10 protein-coding genes are annotated in these 16,191 nt (G+C 44.1%); 1 reads left to right on the top strand and 9 read right to left on the bottom strand.

Annotated features, from left to right (window positions below):
* Positions 1–116 precede the first annotated feature (116 nt).
* Positions 117–1,340: a lipoprotein N-acyltransferase Lnb domain-containing protein gene (locus HC733_RS13890; RefSeq protein WP_190365641.1), complete on the bottom strand. Its 1,224-nt coding sequence runs from the start codon at positions 1,338–1,340 to the stop codon at positions 117–119.
* Between the two features lie 366 nt (positions 1,341–1,706).
* Here HC733_RS13890 and HC733_RS13885 point away from each other — a divergent pair, with 366 nt between their 5' ends.
* Complete coding sequence (locus HC733_RS13885; protein WP_190365640.1) at positions 1,707–1,850, top strand: hypothetical protein; 144 nt, start codon at positions 1,707–1,709, stop codon at positions 1,848–1,850.
* 49 nt (positions 1,851–1,899) lie between these two features.
* Here the strand turns inward: HC733_RS13885 and tuf are convergent, their stop codons facing one another.
* From tuf to rplJ, 8 genes are all read right to left on the bottom strand, one after another.
* A complete protein-coding gene (gene tuf, locus HC733_RS13880; protein ID WP_190365618.1) occupies positions 1,900–3,084 on the bottom strand; it encodes an elongation factor Tu in 1,185 nt (394 codons plus the stop codon).
* A gap of 60 nt (positions 3,085–3,144) precedes the next feature.
* Positions 3,145–5,259: an elongation factor G gene (gene fusA / locus HC733_RS13875; RefSeq protein WP_190365639.1), complete on the bottom strand. Its 2,115-nt coding sequence runs from the start codon at positions 5,257–5,259 to the stop codon at positions 3,145–3,147.
* A 27-nt stretch (positions 5,260–5,286) separates the two neighbouring features.
* Positions 5,287–5,757: a 30S ribosomal protein S7 gene (rpsG, locus tag HC733_RS13870; RefSeq protein WP_190365638.1), complete on the bottom strand. Its 471-nt coding sequence runs from the start codon at positions 5,755–5,757 to the stop codon at positions 5,287–5,289.
* Positions 5,758–5,859: 102 nt separating this feature from the next.
* Positions 5,860–6,234 carry a 30S ribosomal protein S12 gene (gene rpsL / locus HC733_RS13865; RefSeq protein WP_010367657.1) on the bottom strand — a complete coding sequence of 125 codons (375 nt, stop codon included), beginning with the start codon at positions 6,232–6,234 and terminating at the stop codon, positions 5,860–5,862.
* A 406-nt stretch (positions 6,235–6,640) separates the two neighbouring features.
* The gene (rpoC, locus tag HC733_RS13860) at positions 6,641–10,822 is read right to left on the bottom strand and encodes a DNA-directed RNA polymerase subunit beta' (protein ID WP_190365637.1); all 4,182 of its coding nucleotides are present in this window, start codon (positions 10,820–10,822) and stop codon (positions 6,641–6,643) included.
* A 115-nt stretch (positions 10,823–10,937) separates the two neighbouring features.
* On the bottom strand, positions 10,938–14,963 hold the full coding sequence (rpoB, locus tag HC733_RS13855; protein WP_190365636.1) for a DNA-directed RNA polymerase subunit beta: 4,026 nt from the start codon (positions 14,961–14,963) through the stop codon (positions 10,938–10,940).
* Between the two features lie 268 nt (positions 14,964–15,231).
* Complete coding sequence (gene rplL / locus HC733_RS13850; RefSeq protein WP_190365635.1) at positions 15,232–15,594, bottom strand: 50S ribosomal protein L7/L12; 363 nt, start codon at positions 15,592–15,594, stop codon at positions 15,232–15,234.
* 71 nt (positions 15,595–15,665) lie between these two features.
* Positions 15,666–16,160 (bottom strand): 50S ribosomal protein L10, encoded by a 495-nt coding sequence (gene rplJ, locus HC733_RS13845; protein WP_190365634.1) that lies wholly within the window; start codon positions 16,158–16,160, stop codon positions 15,666–15,668.
* Positions 16,161–16,191 lie beyond the last annotated feature (31 nt).

Here is a 16,191-nt window from a genome sequence, read left to right as displayed (position 1 = left end):
CTGTTGAGTAGTAACAAGTCTTACTGCACGTTCACGAAATTCTGGTGTATAGCGATTTGATTTTTTCATAGTTCCAGTTTCTCAAGTTATTGAGTCTCTGGCAAACTCGGGGCGATTCACAAACCTGCTTCCAACTTGCTTTCTATCCATGATTTTTTTGTATCTGTTACAAAGGCAATACCTATGGTTCCATAGTATTGCAAAGCGGCCATTGGTTGAAAGCTTAGCCCTATCCCACCATCCACGAAAACCTCATTTTCGTTTTTAAATCGGTTTGTGTCAAAGCCACTATAAGCCATAGTAAAATAACCTGATAACCCATTAACAACAGGCTCATAGGGGATATATTGAGAAATACCATATAAAGTGAACTCGTCTAATTTAACGCTATCATCAGAAAGGATAATTTTAGGGCTTATTAGCTGCAATGAAGACTCAGAAAACGCATGTCTATTATCATCACTGCTCAAATGAGAAGCAGGAATTGCTTTTACAGATAAGTATTGCTCTTGGTTATTCGTAAATAGGCTGAATGACATTTGACTGTCACCAAGTCGGTTTAATGGGTTTTTAAAATTGCTAACATCAATCTCCAAGCTACTTAACTTGTCAACTAGAGTATTAATTTTTGCCTGATTGTTCTGCCATAACACTTGCGTGATACTTTTTTGGTCAAATAAGTACTGATTTAGCGCTAAAAGGTATTTGCCAGTCAAAAGCTTATCAGCACCTGTCCCGTCTAATCTCGGCACGTTGCCACTAATTAGCCACTGACTAAACTGCTGCTTTTTGTCACCAGATAAATTTTTACCATAAGCACGCAACTGCCAATTGAGTGATGGAGTAATTGTTGAATTGGAAACCAGTCGACTCTGATTAACTACTTTCACAACATCTAAAGGCGTCAACCAAGCCGATTGCGATTGAATCATCTTGGGTTCGACAACACCTAAAATATCCAAAGTGATTGTTGCGCAATTGTGCGTATGAAAAAAGTAATCTATTCTGCGGTTTTTCAGCTCCCACAAATGCAGCGTGATGAGTTTTACCTCATATTCACTCAACCCTAAATGATATTCATAAATGTTTCTAGATTCGATTTTCCCGTAGAACTGCTCACTTTCTGAGTAAGGAGAAACTACAAAGTGACCGCTCTTTCCCGTGACTATTGACTCAAACAATAGCTTAGGCACATTAATGCTATCAACGTCAGTAAAATAAGATACCGCGTGCTCACGCCCATGTTTGCCATTTAACTTTAAGAAACTATGACCCATGAAGCTGCTTGGGCTGACGAGGTTTTCAGAAGCATAAACCAAACTGATTGAACCTGTATTCACTGATTCTATTTAGTTGTTCTAAATGAGAAATTTTTAACGCAGCTGTCGTCAGGTTTAATCCTTCAAAAGGATTAAGTGTTATTGCGGATTGGTATATTGGTATAAGAGTTCAAGTGAAAAGTGATTAACTAATCACGAATGACTTGTGAAACAAACTTAATGAGCATAACGACGTGATAGTTGGTGTTAAAAAGATAGTGATTTTTGGCAAAGCGCTCACATTCCTTTCGCGCAAGGTGAATTCGTGCAAAGGATTAGCGACTTGAGCGAAGCGAATACGCTCTTTTTGCGCAAGGTGATTAAGGTGTAAAGGGTTAACGACTGCGAACGAAGTGAGGTCGCTTCCTTTTTCGTAAGGTGAATATAGTGCAAAAGTTTAATGACAAAGCGCGCAGTGCTTACATTCCTTTTGCGCAAGGTGAAGTAAGCCAATCTAACAACCGCTACGAGACTCACTCCGTCGGATGGCGCTTCGCTTATCCGACCTACGACCAAAATCTCAGGCATTAAAAAAGGCCACCTAAGTGACCTTTTTTACAGTGTTACTGCAATCTATTGATTACTCAATGATTGTAGCTACAACACCAGCACCTACTGTACGGCCACCTTCACGGATTGCGAAGCGTAAACCTTCGTCCATCGCGATTGGTACGATTAGCTCTACAGTCATCTTGATGTTGTCACCAGGCATTACCATTTCTACGCCTTCTGGTAACTCTACGTTACCTGTTACGTCAGTTGTACGGAAGTAGAACTGTGGACGGTAACCTTTGAAGAACGGAGTATGACGACCACCTTCATCTTTAGAAAGTACGTATACTTCTGAAGTGAATTTAGTGTGTGGCTTGATTGAACCAGGCTTACATAGTACTTGACCACGTTCAACTTCGTCACGCTTAGTACCACGTAGTAGTGCACCGATGTTCTCACCCGCACGACCTTCATCTAGAAGCTTACGGAACATCTCAACACCCGTACAAGTTGTCTTCGTTGTATCTTTGATACCTACGATTTCTACTTCGTCGTTCACGTTGATAATACCAGCTTCTACACGGCCTGTTACTACTGTACCACGACCTTGGATTGAGAATACGTCTTCGATAGGCATGATGAATGGCTTATCGATTGCACGCTCTGGCTCTGGAATGTACGTGTCTAGTGCTTCTGCAAGCTCTAGAATTTTTTGTTCCCAAGCTGCGTCGCCTTGAAGTGCTTGAAGCGCTGAACCTTGGATTAGTGGTAGGTCATCACCTGGGAAGTCGTACTCTGAAAGTAGCTCACGTACTTCCATCTCTACTAGCTCTAGAAGCTCTTCGTCGTCAACCATGTCACATTTGTTCATGAATACGATGATGTAAGGTACACCAACTTGACGTGAAAGTAGGATGTGCTCACGTGTTTGAGGCATAGGACCGTCAGTAGCTGCTACTACTAGGATCGCGCCGTCCATCTGTGCAGCACCCGTGATCATGTTTTTAACATAGTCAGCGTGTCCTGGACAGTCTACGTGTGCGTAGTGACGTGTTGGTGTATCGTATTCAACGTGTGAAGTGTTGATTGTGATACCACGCTCACGCTCTTCTGGAGCGTTATCGATTGATGCGAAGTCTTTAGCTTGACCACCATAGTGCTTTGCTAGCACGTTTGTGATTGCTGCTGTTAGAGTTGTTTTACCGTGGTCAACGTGGCCGATTGTACCTACGTTTACGTGCGGTTTTACGCGTTCAAACTTTTCTTTTGCCATCTTAAAAAATTCCTATAAAGAAATTAAAGTCCAGCCCTTAGAGACCGGACCGAACTAAAATTACTTAACAGCGCGAGCTGCAATAATTGTGTCAGCCACACTCTTAGCCGCTTCTGCGTACTTGGAAAATTCCATAGAGTACGAGGCACGACCTTGTGTAGCAGAACGAAGATCGGTTGCATAACCAAACATTTCAGAAAGCGGTACTTGTGCGTTAATCTGCTTCAAGCCACCAAGCGCATCTTCCATGCCTTCAATTATGCCACGACGACGGTTTAAATCACCTACTACATCACCCATGTTAGCTTCAGGGGTGATAACTTCAACTTTCATAACTGGCTCTAAAATGATCGGATCAGCCTGTAGCGCACCGGTTTTAAAGCCAATTGAACCTGCGATTCTAAACGCCATTTCGTTTGAGTCTACGTCATGGAACGAGCCATCAAACAACGTCGCTTTAACACCCAATAGCGGATAACCGGCAAGTACACCTTGTCGCATCTGCTCTTGAATACCTTTATCAACCGCTGGAATATACTCTTTTGGTACTACACCGCCCACGACTTCGTTCACGAACTCGTATGTTGGAGCCTCATCATCAGAGATATCCATCGGCTCAAGCTTAAGCCAAACATGACCATATTGACCACGACCACCAGACTGACGTACGAATTTACCTTCTGCTTCAACCGTTTTACGAATCGTTTCACGGTATGCTACTTGAGGTTTACCAACGTTACACTCAACGCTGAATTCACGTTTCATACGATCAACAATGATATCTAAGTGTAGTTCACCCATACCAGAGATGATCGTTTGGCCTGACTCTTCATCCGTTTCTACACGGAATGATGGGTCTTCTGCCGCTAGTTTACTTAGCGCGATACCCATTTTGTCTTGGTCAGCTACGGTTTTTGGCTCAACTGCAACTGAAATCACTGGCTCTGGAAATTCCATACGCTCTAAAGTAATAACAGCTTCTTGTGAACATAATGTGTCACCCGTGGTGACATCTTTTAGACCAATAGCAGCCGCAATGTCACCAGCACGTACTTCTTTGATCTCTTCACGAGAGTTTGCATGCATTTGAACGATACGGCCCAAACGCTCTTTTTTGCTTTTAACCGGGTTATATACCGCATCACCCTGCTTAACAGTACCAGAGTAAACGCGGAAGAAAGTTAAAGTTCCTACAAATGGGTCTGTGGCTATTTTGAATGCCAACGCCGAGAACGGCGCGCTATCATCTGCAGGACGAGTTCCTTCAGAGTCATCTTCAAGAATACCCTGGATCTCTTTAACTTCAGTAGGTGATGGCATGTATTCAATCACAGCGTCAAGCACAGCTTGTACGCCTTTGTTCTTGAATGCACTACCACAGGTCATTGGCACAATTTCATTGGCCAATGTACGCTTACGAAGCGCAGCCTTTATTTCAGCTTCGCTCAGTTCACCGTCATCTAAATATTTATCCATTAGTTCTTCAGACGCTTCAGCTGCGCTCTCAACCATGTGAGAACGCCACTCTTCAGCTAAGTCTAGAAGTTCTGCAGGGATCTCTTCATAACTGAACGTCATCCCCTGGTCTTCATTATTCCAGTTGATGGCTTTCATTTTGATGAGATCGATAACACCTTTAAATTCGTCTTCAGCACCAATAGGTAGCTGAATAGGCACAGGTGTGGCGCCCAGGCGAGATTTCACCTGTCCCACAACAGCAAGGAAGTCTGCGCCAGTACGATCCATTTTGTTTACGAAAACCAAGCGTGGTACTTCGTATTTGTTCGCCTGACGCCAAACTGTTTCTGTTTGTGGCTGTACACCTGATGAAGCACACAACACGACAACTGCACCATCGAGTACACGTAAAGAACGTTCTACTTCAATGGTAAAGTCTACGTGTCCTGGAGTATCAATAATATTGATACGATGGTCGTCAAATTGCGCGTCCATTCCCTTCCAGAAACACGTGGTTGCAGCAGACGTGATTGTGATACCACGCTCCTGCTCCTGCTCCATCCAGTCCATAGTTGCAGCACCATCGTGAACTTCACCGATCTTATGAGAAAGACCCGTGTAGAACAGAACACGTTCTGTCGTGGTGGTTTTGCCTGCATCTACGTGAGCACAAATACCGATGTTACGATAGCGCTCAATAGGAGTTGTACGTGCCATATTATCCTCTTAAAGGGTGTTAGCAGATTACCAACGGTAGTGAGCGAATGCTTTGTTCGCTTCAGCCATACGGTGAACGTCTTCACGTTTCTTAACCGCAGTGCCTTTGTTTTCAGCTGCGTCAACGATTTCTTGAGCTAAACGTAAGCCCATAGATTTCTCGCCACGCTTACGTGCAGCTTCAACCAACCAACGCATACCTAATGCGTTGCGACGAACTGGACGTACTTCAACTGGTACTTGGTATGTAGAACCACCAACACGGCGAGATTTAACCTCTACCGCTGGGCGTACATTTTCAAGTGCAGCTTCAAAGATTTCTAGGTGCGACTTGCCTGATTTCTCAGCAGCCACGTCTAACGCACCGTATACGATTTTTTCAGCAGTAGATTTCTTGCCGTCTAACATTACTACGTTAACGAATTTAGCAAGAAGTTCCGATCCGAACTTAGGATCTGGAAGAATTTTACGTTGACCTATTACGCGTCTTCTAGGCATTTTATATCTCCGGTATCTTCAGGTTCGCCTTTTTGGGCGACTCCCAAAACAAATTATTTACAAATTAAAACTTAAGTGCTTGGCCTTACTAACGGAGAACCATTAGCCCTTAGGGCGTTTTGCACCGTACTTAGAACGAGCCTGTCTACGGTCGTTTACGCCGGCACAGTCAAGTGCACCACGAACAGTGTGGAAACGCACACCAGGTAAGTCTTTAACACGACCACCACGGATTAGAATTACACTGTGCTCTTGTAAGTTGTGACCTTCACCACCGATGTATGAAGTTACTTCGAAACCGTTAGTTAAACGCACACGTGCTACTTTACGTAATGCAGAGTTTGGTTTCTTAGGTGTAGTTGTATATACGCGAGTACATACACCACGCTTTTGCGGACAAGCTTTAAGCGCAGCTGAGTTACTTTTTGTAACCTTGCTACGACGTGGCTTACGCACTAGCTGGTTAATAGTTGCCATTAAATAGCTCCTGATTAGTTAAAAATTACTACTGAAAAAATATAAAATCGTCCCAAATTTCTCGCCACTTTCGTGGAACGAATAAATGGGTGGCCGAATTTTAATGAGCAAAGATTGACCTGTCAATAAAAACCGCGCTTTGAGTAGGAAATTTGCAGTTTTTAACAGTGATTTTAACTTTTTTGACAAAAATCACTGCCAACAGGTTGCATAGATTTGGAATTTGATATGTTCCGATTGTGCTGCATATGAAGCAGTGCCTAGGATAACATTTCTTGCAATTCGATGCTATCAAACAAAGACAATAGACTTGCTCAAACAGCACAAAATATAGGTCAAATGTCAGTCCAAAAAAAAGCAGCTCTGTGAGCTGCTTCTTCATTTTTACCTACCATAAGGTAACGAGTTACTCGTTACCACCTAGTAAATCAGCATTTAGTGCATCAGTTAGTGCTTGAGTTGCCTCTTCTGCACTTACGGTTTGCTCTTCAACAGGTGTTTCAGCTTGCTTACGACGGTTAATACGCTCTTGGTGATACGCAAAACCAGTACCAGCTGGAATTAAGCGACCTACGATTACGTTTTCTTTCAGACCACGTAACTCATCGCTCTTACCATTAACAGCAGCTTCTGTAAGAACACGCGTTGTTTCTTGGAAAGACGCAGCTGAAATGAACGACTCAGTTGCAAGTGATGCTTTAGTAATACCCATTAGCTGAATTTCAAACTTAGCTGGGATCCTACCTTGCTTTTCAAGCTCACGGTTCGCGATATTAACGCGTGCCACTTCAACTTGTTCACCTGTTAAGAACTCAGAGTCACCACCATCTAGGATAATACACTTACGTAGCATCTGGCGAATGATAGTCTCAATGTGCTTATCGTTAATCTTTACACCTTGTAAACGATATACTTCTTGTACTTCGTTTACGATGTAGTTAGATACGTCAGTCACACCACGTAGACGTAAGATGTCATGTGGAGACTCAGGACCATCGGCGATAACTTCACCTTTAGAAACCTGCTCACCTTCGAACACGTTAAGCTGACGCCATTTCGGGATCATCTCTTCGTATGCATCACCTTGTTCAGGCGTGATAACTAAACGCTTCTTACCTTTAGTCTCTTTACCAAAGCTAATTGTACCTGTGATCTCAGCAAGAATTGCAGGATCTTTTGGTTTACGCGCTTCGAATAAGTCCGCTACGCGCGGTAGACCACCGGTGATGTCGCGAGTTTTCGAACCTTCTTGAGGAATACGCGCAAGAACCGCACCTGGTAGCGCTGTTGCGCCATCGGTGATTTCAATCGTAGTAAACGAAGGAAGACGGATCTCTTGTAAACCACGCTCATCGTTTTCAACGATTAGCTTAGGTTCTTTCGCGTTAACCTTAGACAAGTCTTTAACAACCACACGGGTTAGACCCGTTAGTTCGTCAGTTTGCGCTTCAGTGTTGCTATCATCGATATCTGAGAACGTGATCTTAGATTCGTGCTCAATGATGATTGGGTGACTATGCGGGTCCCAAGTAGCAACAATGTCGTTACCTTTAACGTCAGCACCGTCTTGAACCGTTAATACCGCACCGTAAGGTACTTTATAACGTTCTTTCTCACGACCATGTTCATCAATGATAGTGATTTCAGTTGAACGTGACGTAATTACAATCTTGCCATCTGTATTTAATACATACTTAGCATTATGTAGTTTTAGGTTACCGTTAGTCTTAACTTGTACGCTGTTCTCAGCTGATGCTCGTGATGCCGCACCACCAATGTGGAACGTACGCATCGTAAGCTGTGTACCCGGCTCACCGATTGATTGAGCAGCGATAACACCAACAGACTCACCCGCGTTGATCAAGTGACCGCGTGCAAGGTCACGACCGTAACACTTAGCACAAACACCAAAGTCGTTATCACACGTGATAACTGAACGTACACGTACTTCGTCCACTGAGTGCTCTTCTAAAAGGTCACACAGTTTTTCGTCAAGCATGATATTACGCTCAACTAATACTTCATCAGTACCTGGCTTAACAACGTCTTCAGCAACAACACGACCTAATACACGCTCGCGTAGTGGCTCTACAACGTCACCACCTTCAATGAGCGGCTTCATTGTTAGACCGTCTAATGTGCCACAATCGTCATCATTGATAACTAAGTCTTGTGCCACGTCTACTAAACGACGAGTTAGGTAACCCGAGTTCGCTGTCTTAAGTGCCGTATCGGCAAGACCTTTACGCGCACCGTGGGTTGAGATGAAGTACTGTAGTACGTTTAGACCTTCACGGAAGTTAGCCGTGATAGGTGTTTCGATGATTGAACCATCAGGACGAGCCATTAGACCACGCATACCAGCTAGCTGACGGATCTGAGCGGCACTACCACGAGCACCTGAGTCGGCCATCATAAACACTGAGTTAAATGATGGTTGCTCTTCTTCTTCACCTTTAGCGTTGATAACGGTGTCTTTTGACAAGTTCGCCATCATCTCACGTGATAAGTTTTCGTTAACACGTGACCAGATATCGATAACTTTGTTGTATTTCTCACCCGCAGTTACAAGACCTGATTGGAACTGTTGGTTAATTTCATTTACTTCTGCTTCAGCATTTTCAATGATTTCAGCTTTCACTGGTGGGATAACTAAGTCATCAATACCGATTGAAACACCTGACTTCATCGCATAATGGAAACCGGTGTACATCACTTGGTCAGCAAATACCACTGTATCTTTTAGACCAAGACGACGGTAACACTCGTTTAGAAGACCAGAAATCTGCTTTTTACCTAGTGGTTTGTTGATAAGCTCAAACGGCAAGCCCTCTGGCAACACTAGAGATAAAATTGCACGACCTACTGTCGTATCAATGATCTCAGTTACTTCTGAACGTTCTTTGGTTTCTTCATCAATACGTGTTTCAGTAATACGTACTTTTACACGTGCATGAAGTTCAGCAGTACCTGTACGGTATGCTTTTTCAGCTTCTTTTTGATCTTTAAATACAATGCCTTCACCTTTACCGTTAATACGGTCGCGCGTCATGTAGTAAAGACCTAGTACAACGTCCTGTGAAGGTACGATGATTGGCTCACCGTTCGCTGGCGATAGGATGTTGTTAGTCGACATCATCAGCGCACGGGCTTCAAGCTGTGCTTCAATTGTTAACGGTACGTGTACCGCCATTTGGTCACCGTCGAAGTCAGCGTTGTATGCCGCACACACTAGTGGGTGCAGGTGGATCGCTTTACCTTCGATAAGTACCGGTTCGAATGCTTGGATACCAAGACGGTGAAGTGTCGGTGCACGGTTCAGAAGAACTGGGTGCTCACGAATTACTTCGTCTAGTACGTCCCAAACCTCAGGAACTTCACGCTCAACCATCTTCTTCGCAGCTTTGATGGTTGTTGCCATACCACGGCGCTCTAATTTACCGTAGATAAATGGCTTGAATAGCTCAAGTGCCATCTTCTTAGGAAGACCACACTGGTGCAATTTAAGCGTAGGACCAACGGTGATTACAGAACGGCCTGAGTAGTCAACACGCTTACCAAGAAGGTTTTGACGGAAACGACCTTGCTTACCTTTGATCATATCTGCAAGCGACTTAAGAGGACGCTTGTTAGAACCTGTGATCGCACGGCCACGACGACCGTTATCAAGTAGCGCATCAACCGCTTCTTGTAACATACGTTTTTCGTTACGTACGATAATATCTGGTGCAGCTAAATCTAATAGGCGCTTCAAACGGTTGTTACGGTTGATAACACGACGATATAAATCGTTCAGATCAGACGTAGCAAAACGACCGCCATCTAGTGGGACTAGTGGACGTAAGTCTGGTGGAAGAACCGGAAGCACGCTCATGATCATCCACTCAGGGTTGTTACCTGATTGGTGGAAAGATTCCATTAGCTTAAGGCGCTTAGTGATCTTCTTACGCTTAGTTTCAGAGTTGATTGTTGGTAACTCTTCACGCATTTCAGCGATTAATTGCGCAAGGTCTAGCTCGCGTAGCAAATCAAGTACAGCTTCTGCACCCATCTTCGCTTCGAATTCATCACCGTGCTCTTCTAGTGCATCTAGGTACTCTTCTTCACCTAAAAGTTGACCACGCTCAAGCGTTGTCATACCAGGCTCAGTTACTACGAACGATTCGAAGTAAAGTACTCGCTCAATATCACGCAATGTCATATCTAGCATTAAGCCGATACGAGATGGTAATGATTTTAAGAACCAGATATGCGCAACTGGGCTCGCCAGCTCGATGTGACCCATACGGTCACGACGCACTTTAGTAAGCGTTACTTCAACGCCACATTTTTCACAGATCACACCACGGTGTTTTAAGCGCTTATATTTACCACATAAACACTCATAATCTTTCACTGGGCCGAAAATACGGGCACAGAATAAGCCATCACGCTCAGGCTTGAAAGTACGGTAGTTGATTGTCTCAGGTTTCTTTACCTCACCATAAGACCATGAACGCACCATGTCTGGTGAAGCAAGACCAATGCGAATCGCATCAAATTCTTCGGTCTTATTTTGTTGCTTCAGAAACTTAAGTAAGTCTTTCACCTTAGCTCTCCTGTCGGAGGTTAATCTTGAGGGCAAGCATTGCCTGCCCCTTCATTCTTTCAGTCCGGCTACCCACTGGGAGGGTAACTGCCGCAGCTAAACTGCGGCGGTCGGATTAATTTTCTTCCAACTCGATGTTGATACCCAGTGAGCGGATTTCTTTGAGCAATACGTTGAATGACTCAGGCATACCCGGTTCCATCTTGTGGTTACCGTCAACGATGTTCTTATACATCTTGGTACGACCGTTTACGTCATCCGACTTAACTGTCAACATTTCCTGTAGTGTATAGGCAGCACCGTATGCTTCTAATGCCCATACCTCCATCTCACCGAAACGCTGTCCACCGAACTGTGCTTTACCACCCAGCGGCTGCTGAGTAACTAAGCTGTAAGAACCTGTTGAACGCGCGTGCATCTTGTCATCAACCAAGTGGTTAAGTTTCAACATGTACATGTAACCAACAGTTACTTGACGTTCAAATGCATCACCAGTACGGCCATCGTAAAGTGTTACCTGACCACTTGTTGGATAACCACCTAGCTCAAGTAGCTCTTTAATTTCGCTTTCTTTAGCGCCATCAAATGCAGGTGTTGCAATTGGTAAACCGCCTTTAAGGTTTTCAGCCAAGCGACGCACTTCATCATCAGTGAAGCTATCAATATCAACTTTCTGACGGCAATCACCTACCTCATACGCTTTCTTGATGAAGTCACGTAATTCAGCAAGTTCACGCTGTTCTTGAAGCATTTCTTCGATACGCTCACCGATACCGCGCGCAGCAAGACCCATATGAGTTTCAAGGATCTGACCGATGTTCATACGCGATGGTACACCTAGTGGGTTCAATACGATGTCTACAGTACGACCTTTGTCATCGTAAGGCATGTCTTCAACTGGTACGATAGTAGAGATTACACCCTTGTTACCGTGACGACCCGCCATCTTATCACCAGGTTGGATACGACGTTTAACCGCTAGGTAAACTTTAACAATCTTCAATACGCCCGGCGCTAAGTCATCACCTTGAGTGATCTTGCGACGTTTGTTTTCAAACTTTTTGTCGTATTCAGCTTTAAGTTCATCATACTGTGCAGCTAACTGCTCAAGCTCTGATTGCTGCTCTTCATCTGCTAGGCTTTGTGTAAGCAACTTGTCAGTTGAAAGGCTTGCAATACGGCTCTCATCGAAACCAGCTTTAGCGAGTAGATTACGAGCACGTGTTAACACGCCGCCTTCAAGGATCTTGAATTCTTCGTTGAAGTCTTTCTTCGCTTCACGAAGCTGCATGTCTTCAACTTCTAAGGCACGTTTGTCTTTTTCAACGCCATCACGTGTGAATACTTGAACATCAATAACAGTACCTGTTACAGAGTTTGGTACACGTAGCGAGCTGTCTTTAACATCTGATGCTTTTTCACCGAAGATAGCGCGTAGTAGCTTTTCTTCAGGAGTAAGTTGCGTTTCACCTTTAGGCGTAACTTTACCTACTAGGATATCGCCGCCTTTTACTTCAGCACCGATGTATACAACACCTGATTCATCTAGCTTACCAAGCGCAGACTCACCTACGTTTGGAATATCAGCTGTAATTTCTTCAGGGCCTAACTTAGTATCACGTGCGATACACTGTAGCTCTTGGATGTGGATCGTTGTTAGACGGTCTTCTTCAACCACGCGCTCAGATAGCAAGATCGAGTCTTCGTAGTTGTAACCATTCCAAGGCATGAATGCTACACGTAAGTTTTGACCAAGTGCTAGGTCACCTAAATCTGTAGATGGACCATCTGCAAGTACATCACCGCGAACAACCGGCTCACCAACCATACAAGTTGGCTTTTGGTTGATACAGGTGTTTTGGTTTGAACGTGTGTACTTAGTTAAGTTGTAAATATCGATACCCGCTTCACCTGGAACACGTTCTTCTTCATTTACGTTAACTACGATACGACTTGCATCAGCGTACTTAACCACACCGCCGCGCTTAGCAACGATGGTTACACCTGAGTCTTTTGCAAGCGTTAGCTCGATACCAGTACCAACTAGCGGCTTGTCTGCTTTTAACGTCGGAACTGCTTGACGTTGCATGTTCGATCCCATCAATGCACGGTTAGCATCGTCGTGCTCAAGGAATGGAATAAGTGCCGCAGCCACAGAGATAACCTGTTGTGGAGATACGTCCATATATTGAATGTCAGAACGACCCATGAATGTCGATTCACCTTTGTGACGACACGGGATCTGCTCATCAATAAATTCGTTGTTCTCGTCTAAGTTTGTGTTTGCCTGAGCAATTACAAACTGACCTTCTTCGATTGCCGATAGGTAATCAACTTCGTCGGTTACAACACCATCAACTACTTTACGATATGGTGTTTCTAAGAAACCATAATCATTAGTACGCGCGTAAGTAGATAGCGAGTTGATTAGACCGATGTTCGGACCTTCAGGCGTTTCGATAGGACATACGCGACCATAGTGCGTTACGTGCACGTCACGTACTTCGAAGCCTGCACGCTCACGCGTTAGACCGCCCGGACCTAAAGCAGAAATACGACGCTTGTGCGTTACTTCTGATAGCGGGTTGTTTTGGTCCATGAACTGTGAAAGCTGTGAAGAACCGAAGAATTCTTTAACTGCTGCTGAAATAGGCTTAGCGTTAATTAAGTCTTGTGGCATTACAGCATCAAGATCACCTAAGCTCAAACGCTCGCGCACGGCACGTTCAACACGCACTAGACCAACGCGGAATTGGTTTTCAGCCATTTCACCTACTGAACGAATACGACGGTTACCTAAGTGGTCGATATCGTCCACTTCGCCTTTACCGTTACGGATGTCGATCAATACACGCATAACAGCAACGATATCTTCTTTGCTTAGCGTACCTGGGCCTGTATCTGTATCATAGCCAACACGGCTGTTGAACTTCATACGACCAACAGTTGACAAGTCATAACGCTCTTCAGAGAAGAACAGGTTGTCAAATAGCGCTTCCGCAGCTTCTTTTGTTGGTGGCTCACCAGGGCGCATCATGCGGTAGATTTCCACCAATGCTTCTAGGCGGTTGCTTGTAGAGTCGATACGCACTGTATCTGACATGTAAGCACCACTATCAACGTCGTTAATATAAAGTGTTGCGATGCGAGTGTGACCTGCTTTTACAAGCTCAGCCATTAGCTCAAGTGATAACTCATCGTTGGCATTAGCGATTACTTCGCCAGTTGACTCATCGATATAGTTTTTCGCAACAACACGACCAATGATGTACTCATGTGGTACTTCTAGTTGTTTAATATCTTTCTTTTCTAGTGCTTTGATGTGGCGCGCAGTAATACGACGACCAGATTCAATCACTACTTCACCGTCAGCATCTTTAATATCAAATGCAGCAGTTTCACCGCGAAGACGCGATGGTACTAGCTCCATCAATACTTTACCGTCAGTTACTTCGAACGTAGTTGTTTCGAAGAACAAGCCTAGGATCTCTTCTGTAGAGAACTCTAATGCACGTAAAATGATTGATGCAGGTAATTTACGACGGCGGTCGATACGAACGTAAAGGTTATCTTTTACGTCGAATTCAAAGTCTAACCATGAACCACGGTAAGGAATAACGCGTGCGTTATAAAGCACTTTACCAGACGAGTGCGACTTACCACGGTCGTTATCAAAGAATACACCAGGTGAACGGTGTAGCTGAGAAACGATAACACGCTCTGTTCCGTTGATAACAAAAGTACCGGTGTCAGTCATGAGCGGGATTTCGCCCATGTAAACTTCTTGCTCTTTAATGTCTTTTACTGTGCCTGGTGCGTCTTTATCCATTAGCACAAGACGTAATTTAACGCGAAGTGGAGCAGAATAAGTCACGCCGCGAATTTGACATTCTTTTACATCGAATACTGGCTCACCAATACGATAACTGACGTATTGTAGCTCAGAATTACCCGAGTAGCTTTTGATCGGAAACACAGAACGGAAAGCAGCTTCCAAACCGTGGTCGCCATCAGCGTCCGGATTCAAGAACTTTTTGAACGATTCTAACTGCGTCGACAGTAAGAAAGGTATGTCCAAAACTTGTGGACGTTTACCAAAATCCTTACGGATACGTTTCTTTTCAGAATAAGAGTAAGCCATGGGGTTCCTCAGCTTGCTGATCTTTGACCCAACCTGTTCTTGTAAGAACAGACTTAACTGGCATTCAAGCCATGATAACAACATCTAATTGTTGTACTAAATGCCATTGATATTAGCAAAAAACTACTTAGTTATTGAAAATACCAGTGAAATTTAGAATTTTATTGCGCGATAGAAAGGCATCTCGCTATAGCGCAAAAGGGCCGGTGATTAAATAATCACCAGCCCTTGCCTGATTTCTCAGGCAGCGAACCTAGCGTTAGCTAGATTACTTGATCTCAACTTGAGCACCAGCTTCTTCAAGCTCTTTCTTAAGTGCTTCAGCTTCTGCCTTAGATACACCTTCTTTGATTGCAGCAGGTGCAGACTCTACTAGAGCCTTAGCTTCTTTAAGGCCTAGACCTGTTGCGCCACGTACTGCTTTGATAGCAGCAACTTTGTTAGCGCCAGCAGCAGCTAGGATTACGTCGAACTCAGTCTTCTCTTCAGCAGCTTCAGCAGGACCAGCAGCAACAACAGCAGCAGCTGCAGTTACGCCGAATTTTTCTTCCATTGCTTCTACTAGTTCAACAACTTCCATTACTGACATTGCAGCAATAGCGTCAAGGATTTGGTCTTTAGTTACAGACATTTCAAATTTCCTAATTATTTACGAACCCATGTGGTTCAAAAAATTTATTAAAGAAAGGAGCGGTGCTTAAATTAAGCAGCTTGCTCAGCTTTCTGTACACGTACCGCTTCAATTGTTTTACACAATTTGCCAGCAGACGCTTCTTTCATAGCGCTCATTAAGCGTGCAACAGCTTCATCGTAAGTAGGTAGCTTAGCAAGCATCTCTACATCAACGATTTTACCTTCGAATGCAGCAGTTTTAAGCTCAAACGCTTGATTCTTTTTCGCGAAATCAGCAAAGATACGCGCAGCAGCACCTGGGTGCTCTGAAGAGAAAGCGATAAGGCTTGGACCAACTAGTGATTCATTAAGGCATTCGTAATCAGTGCCTTCAACAGCGCGTCGAGCTAGGGTGTTACGAACAACTTTCATCCATACACCAGCTTCACGAGCTTCTTTACGAAGAGCAGTGATTGCACCTACTGTTACACCACGAGAATCAGCAATAACGGCTGAAAGAGCACCTTTGGCAGCTTCGTTGACTTCAGCAACAATTGCCTTTTTGTCTTGAAGATTTAAAGCCATGGGTGTTACTCCTGGTTTATAGAAAAACAAA

The sequence above is a fragment of the Pseudoalteromonas sp. S16_S37 genome, assembly GCF_014694405.1.
Lineage (GTDB): Bacteria > Pseudomonadota > Gammaproteobacteria > Enterobacterales > Alteromonadaceae > Pseudoalteromonas.
This window is presented reverse-complemented; position numbering and strand designations above follow the sequence as displayed.

What these genes read in the sequence shown, in the direction of transcription:
- tuf (WP_190365618.1), bottom strand. Translation starts at nt 3,084, where the DNA reads ATGGCAAAAGAAAAGTTTGAACGCGTAAAACCGCACGTAAACGTAGGT.
- fusA (WP_190365639.1), bottom strand. Translation starts at nt 5,259, where the DNA reads ATGGCACGTACAACTCCTATTGAGCGCTATCGTAACATCGGTATTTGT.
- rpsG (WP_190365638.1), bottom strand. Translation starts at nt 5,757, where the DNA reads ATGCCTAGAAGACGCGTAATAGGTCAACGTAAAATTCTTCCAGATCCT.
- rpsL (WP_010367657.1), bottom strand. Translation starts at nt 6,234, where the DNA reads ATGGCAACTATTAACCAGCTAGTGCGTAAGCCACGTCGTAGCAAGGTT.
- rpoB (WP_190365636.1), bottom strand. Translation starts at nt 14,963, where the DNA reads ATGGCTTACTCTTATTCTGAAAAGAAACGTATCCGTAAGGATTTTGGT.
- rplL (WP_190365635.1), bottom strand. Translation starts at nt 15,594, where the DNA reads ATGTCTGTAACTAAAGACCAAATCCTTGACGCTATTGCTGCAATGTCA.
- rplJ (WP_190365634.1), bottom strand. Translation starts at nt 16,160, where the DNA reads ATGGCTTTAAATCTTCAAGACAAAAAGGCAATTGTTGCTGAAGTCAAC.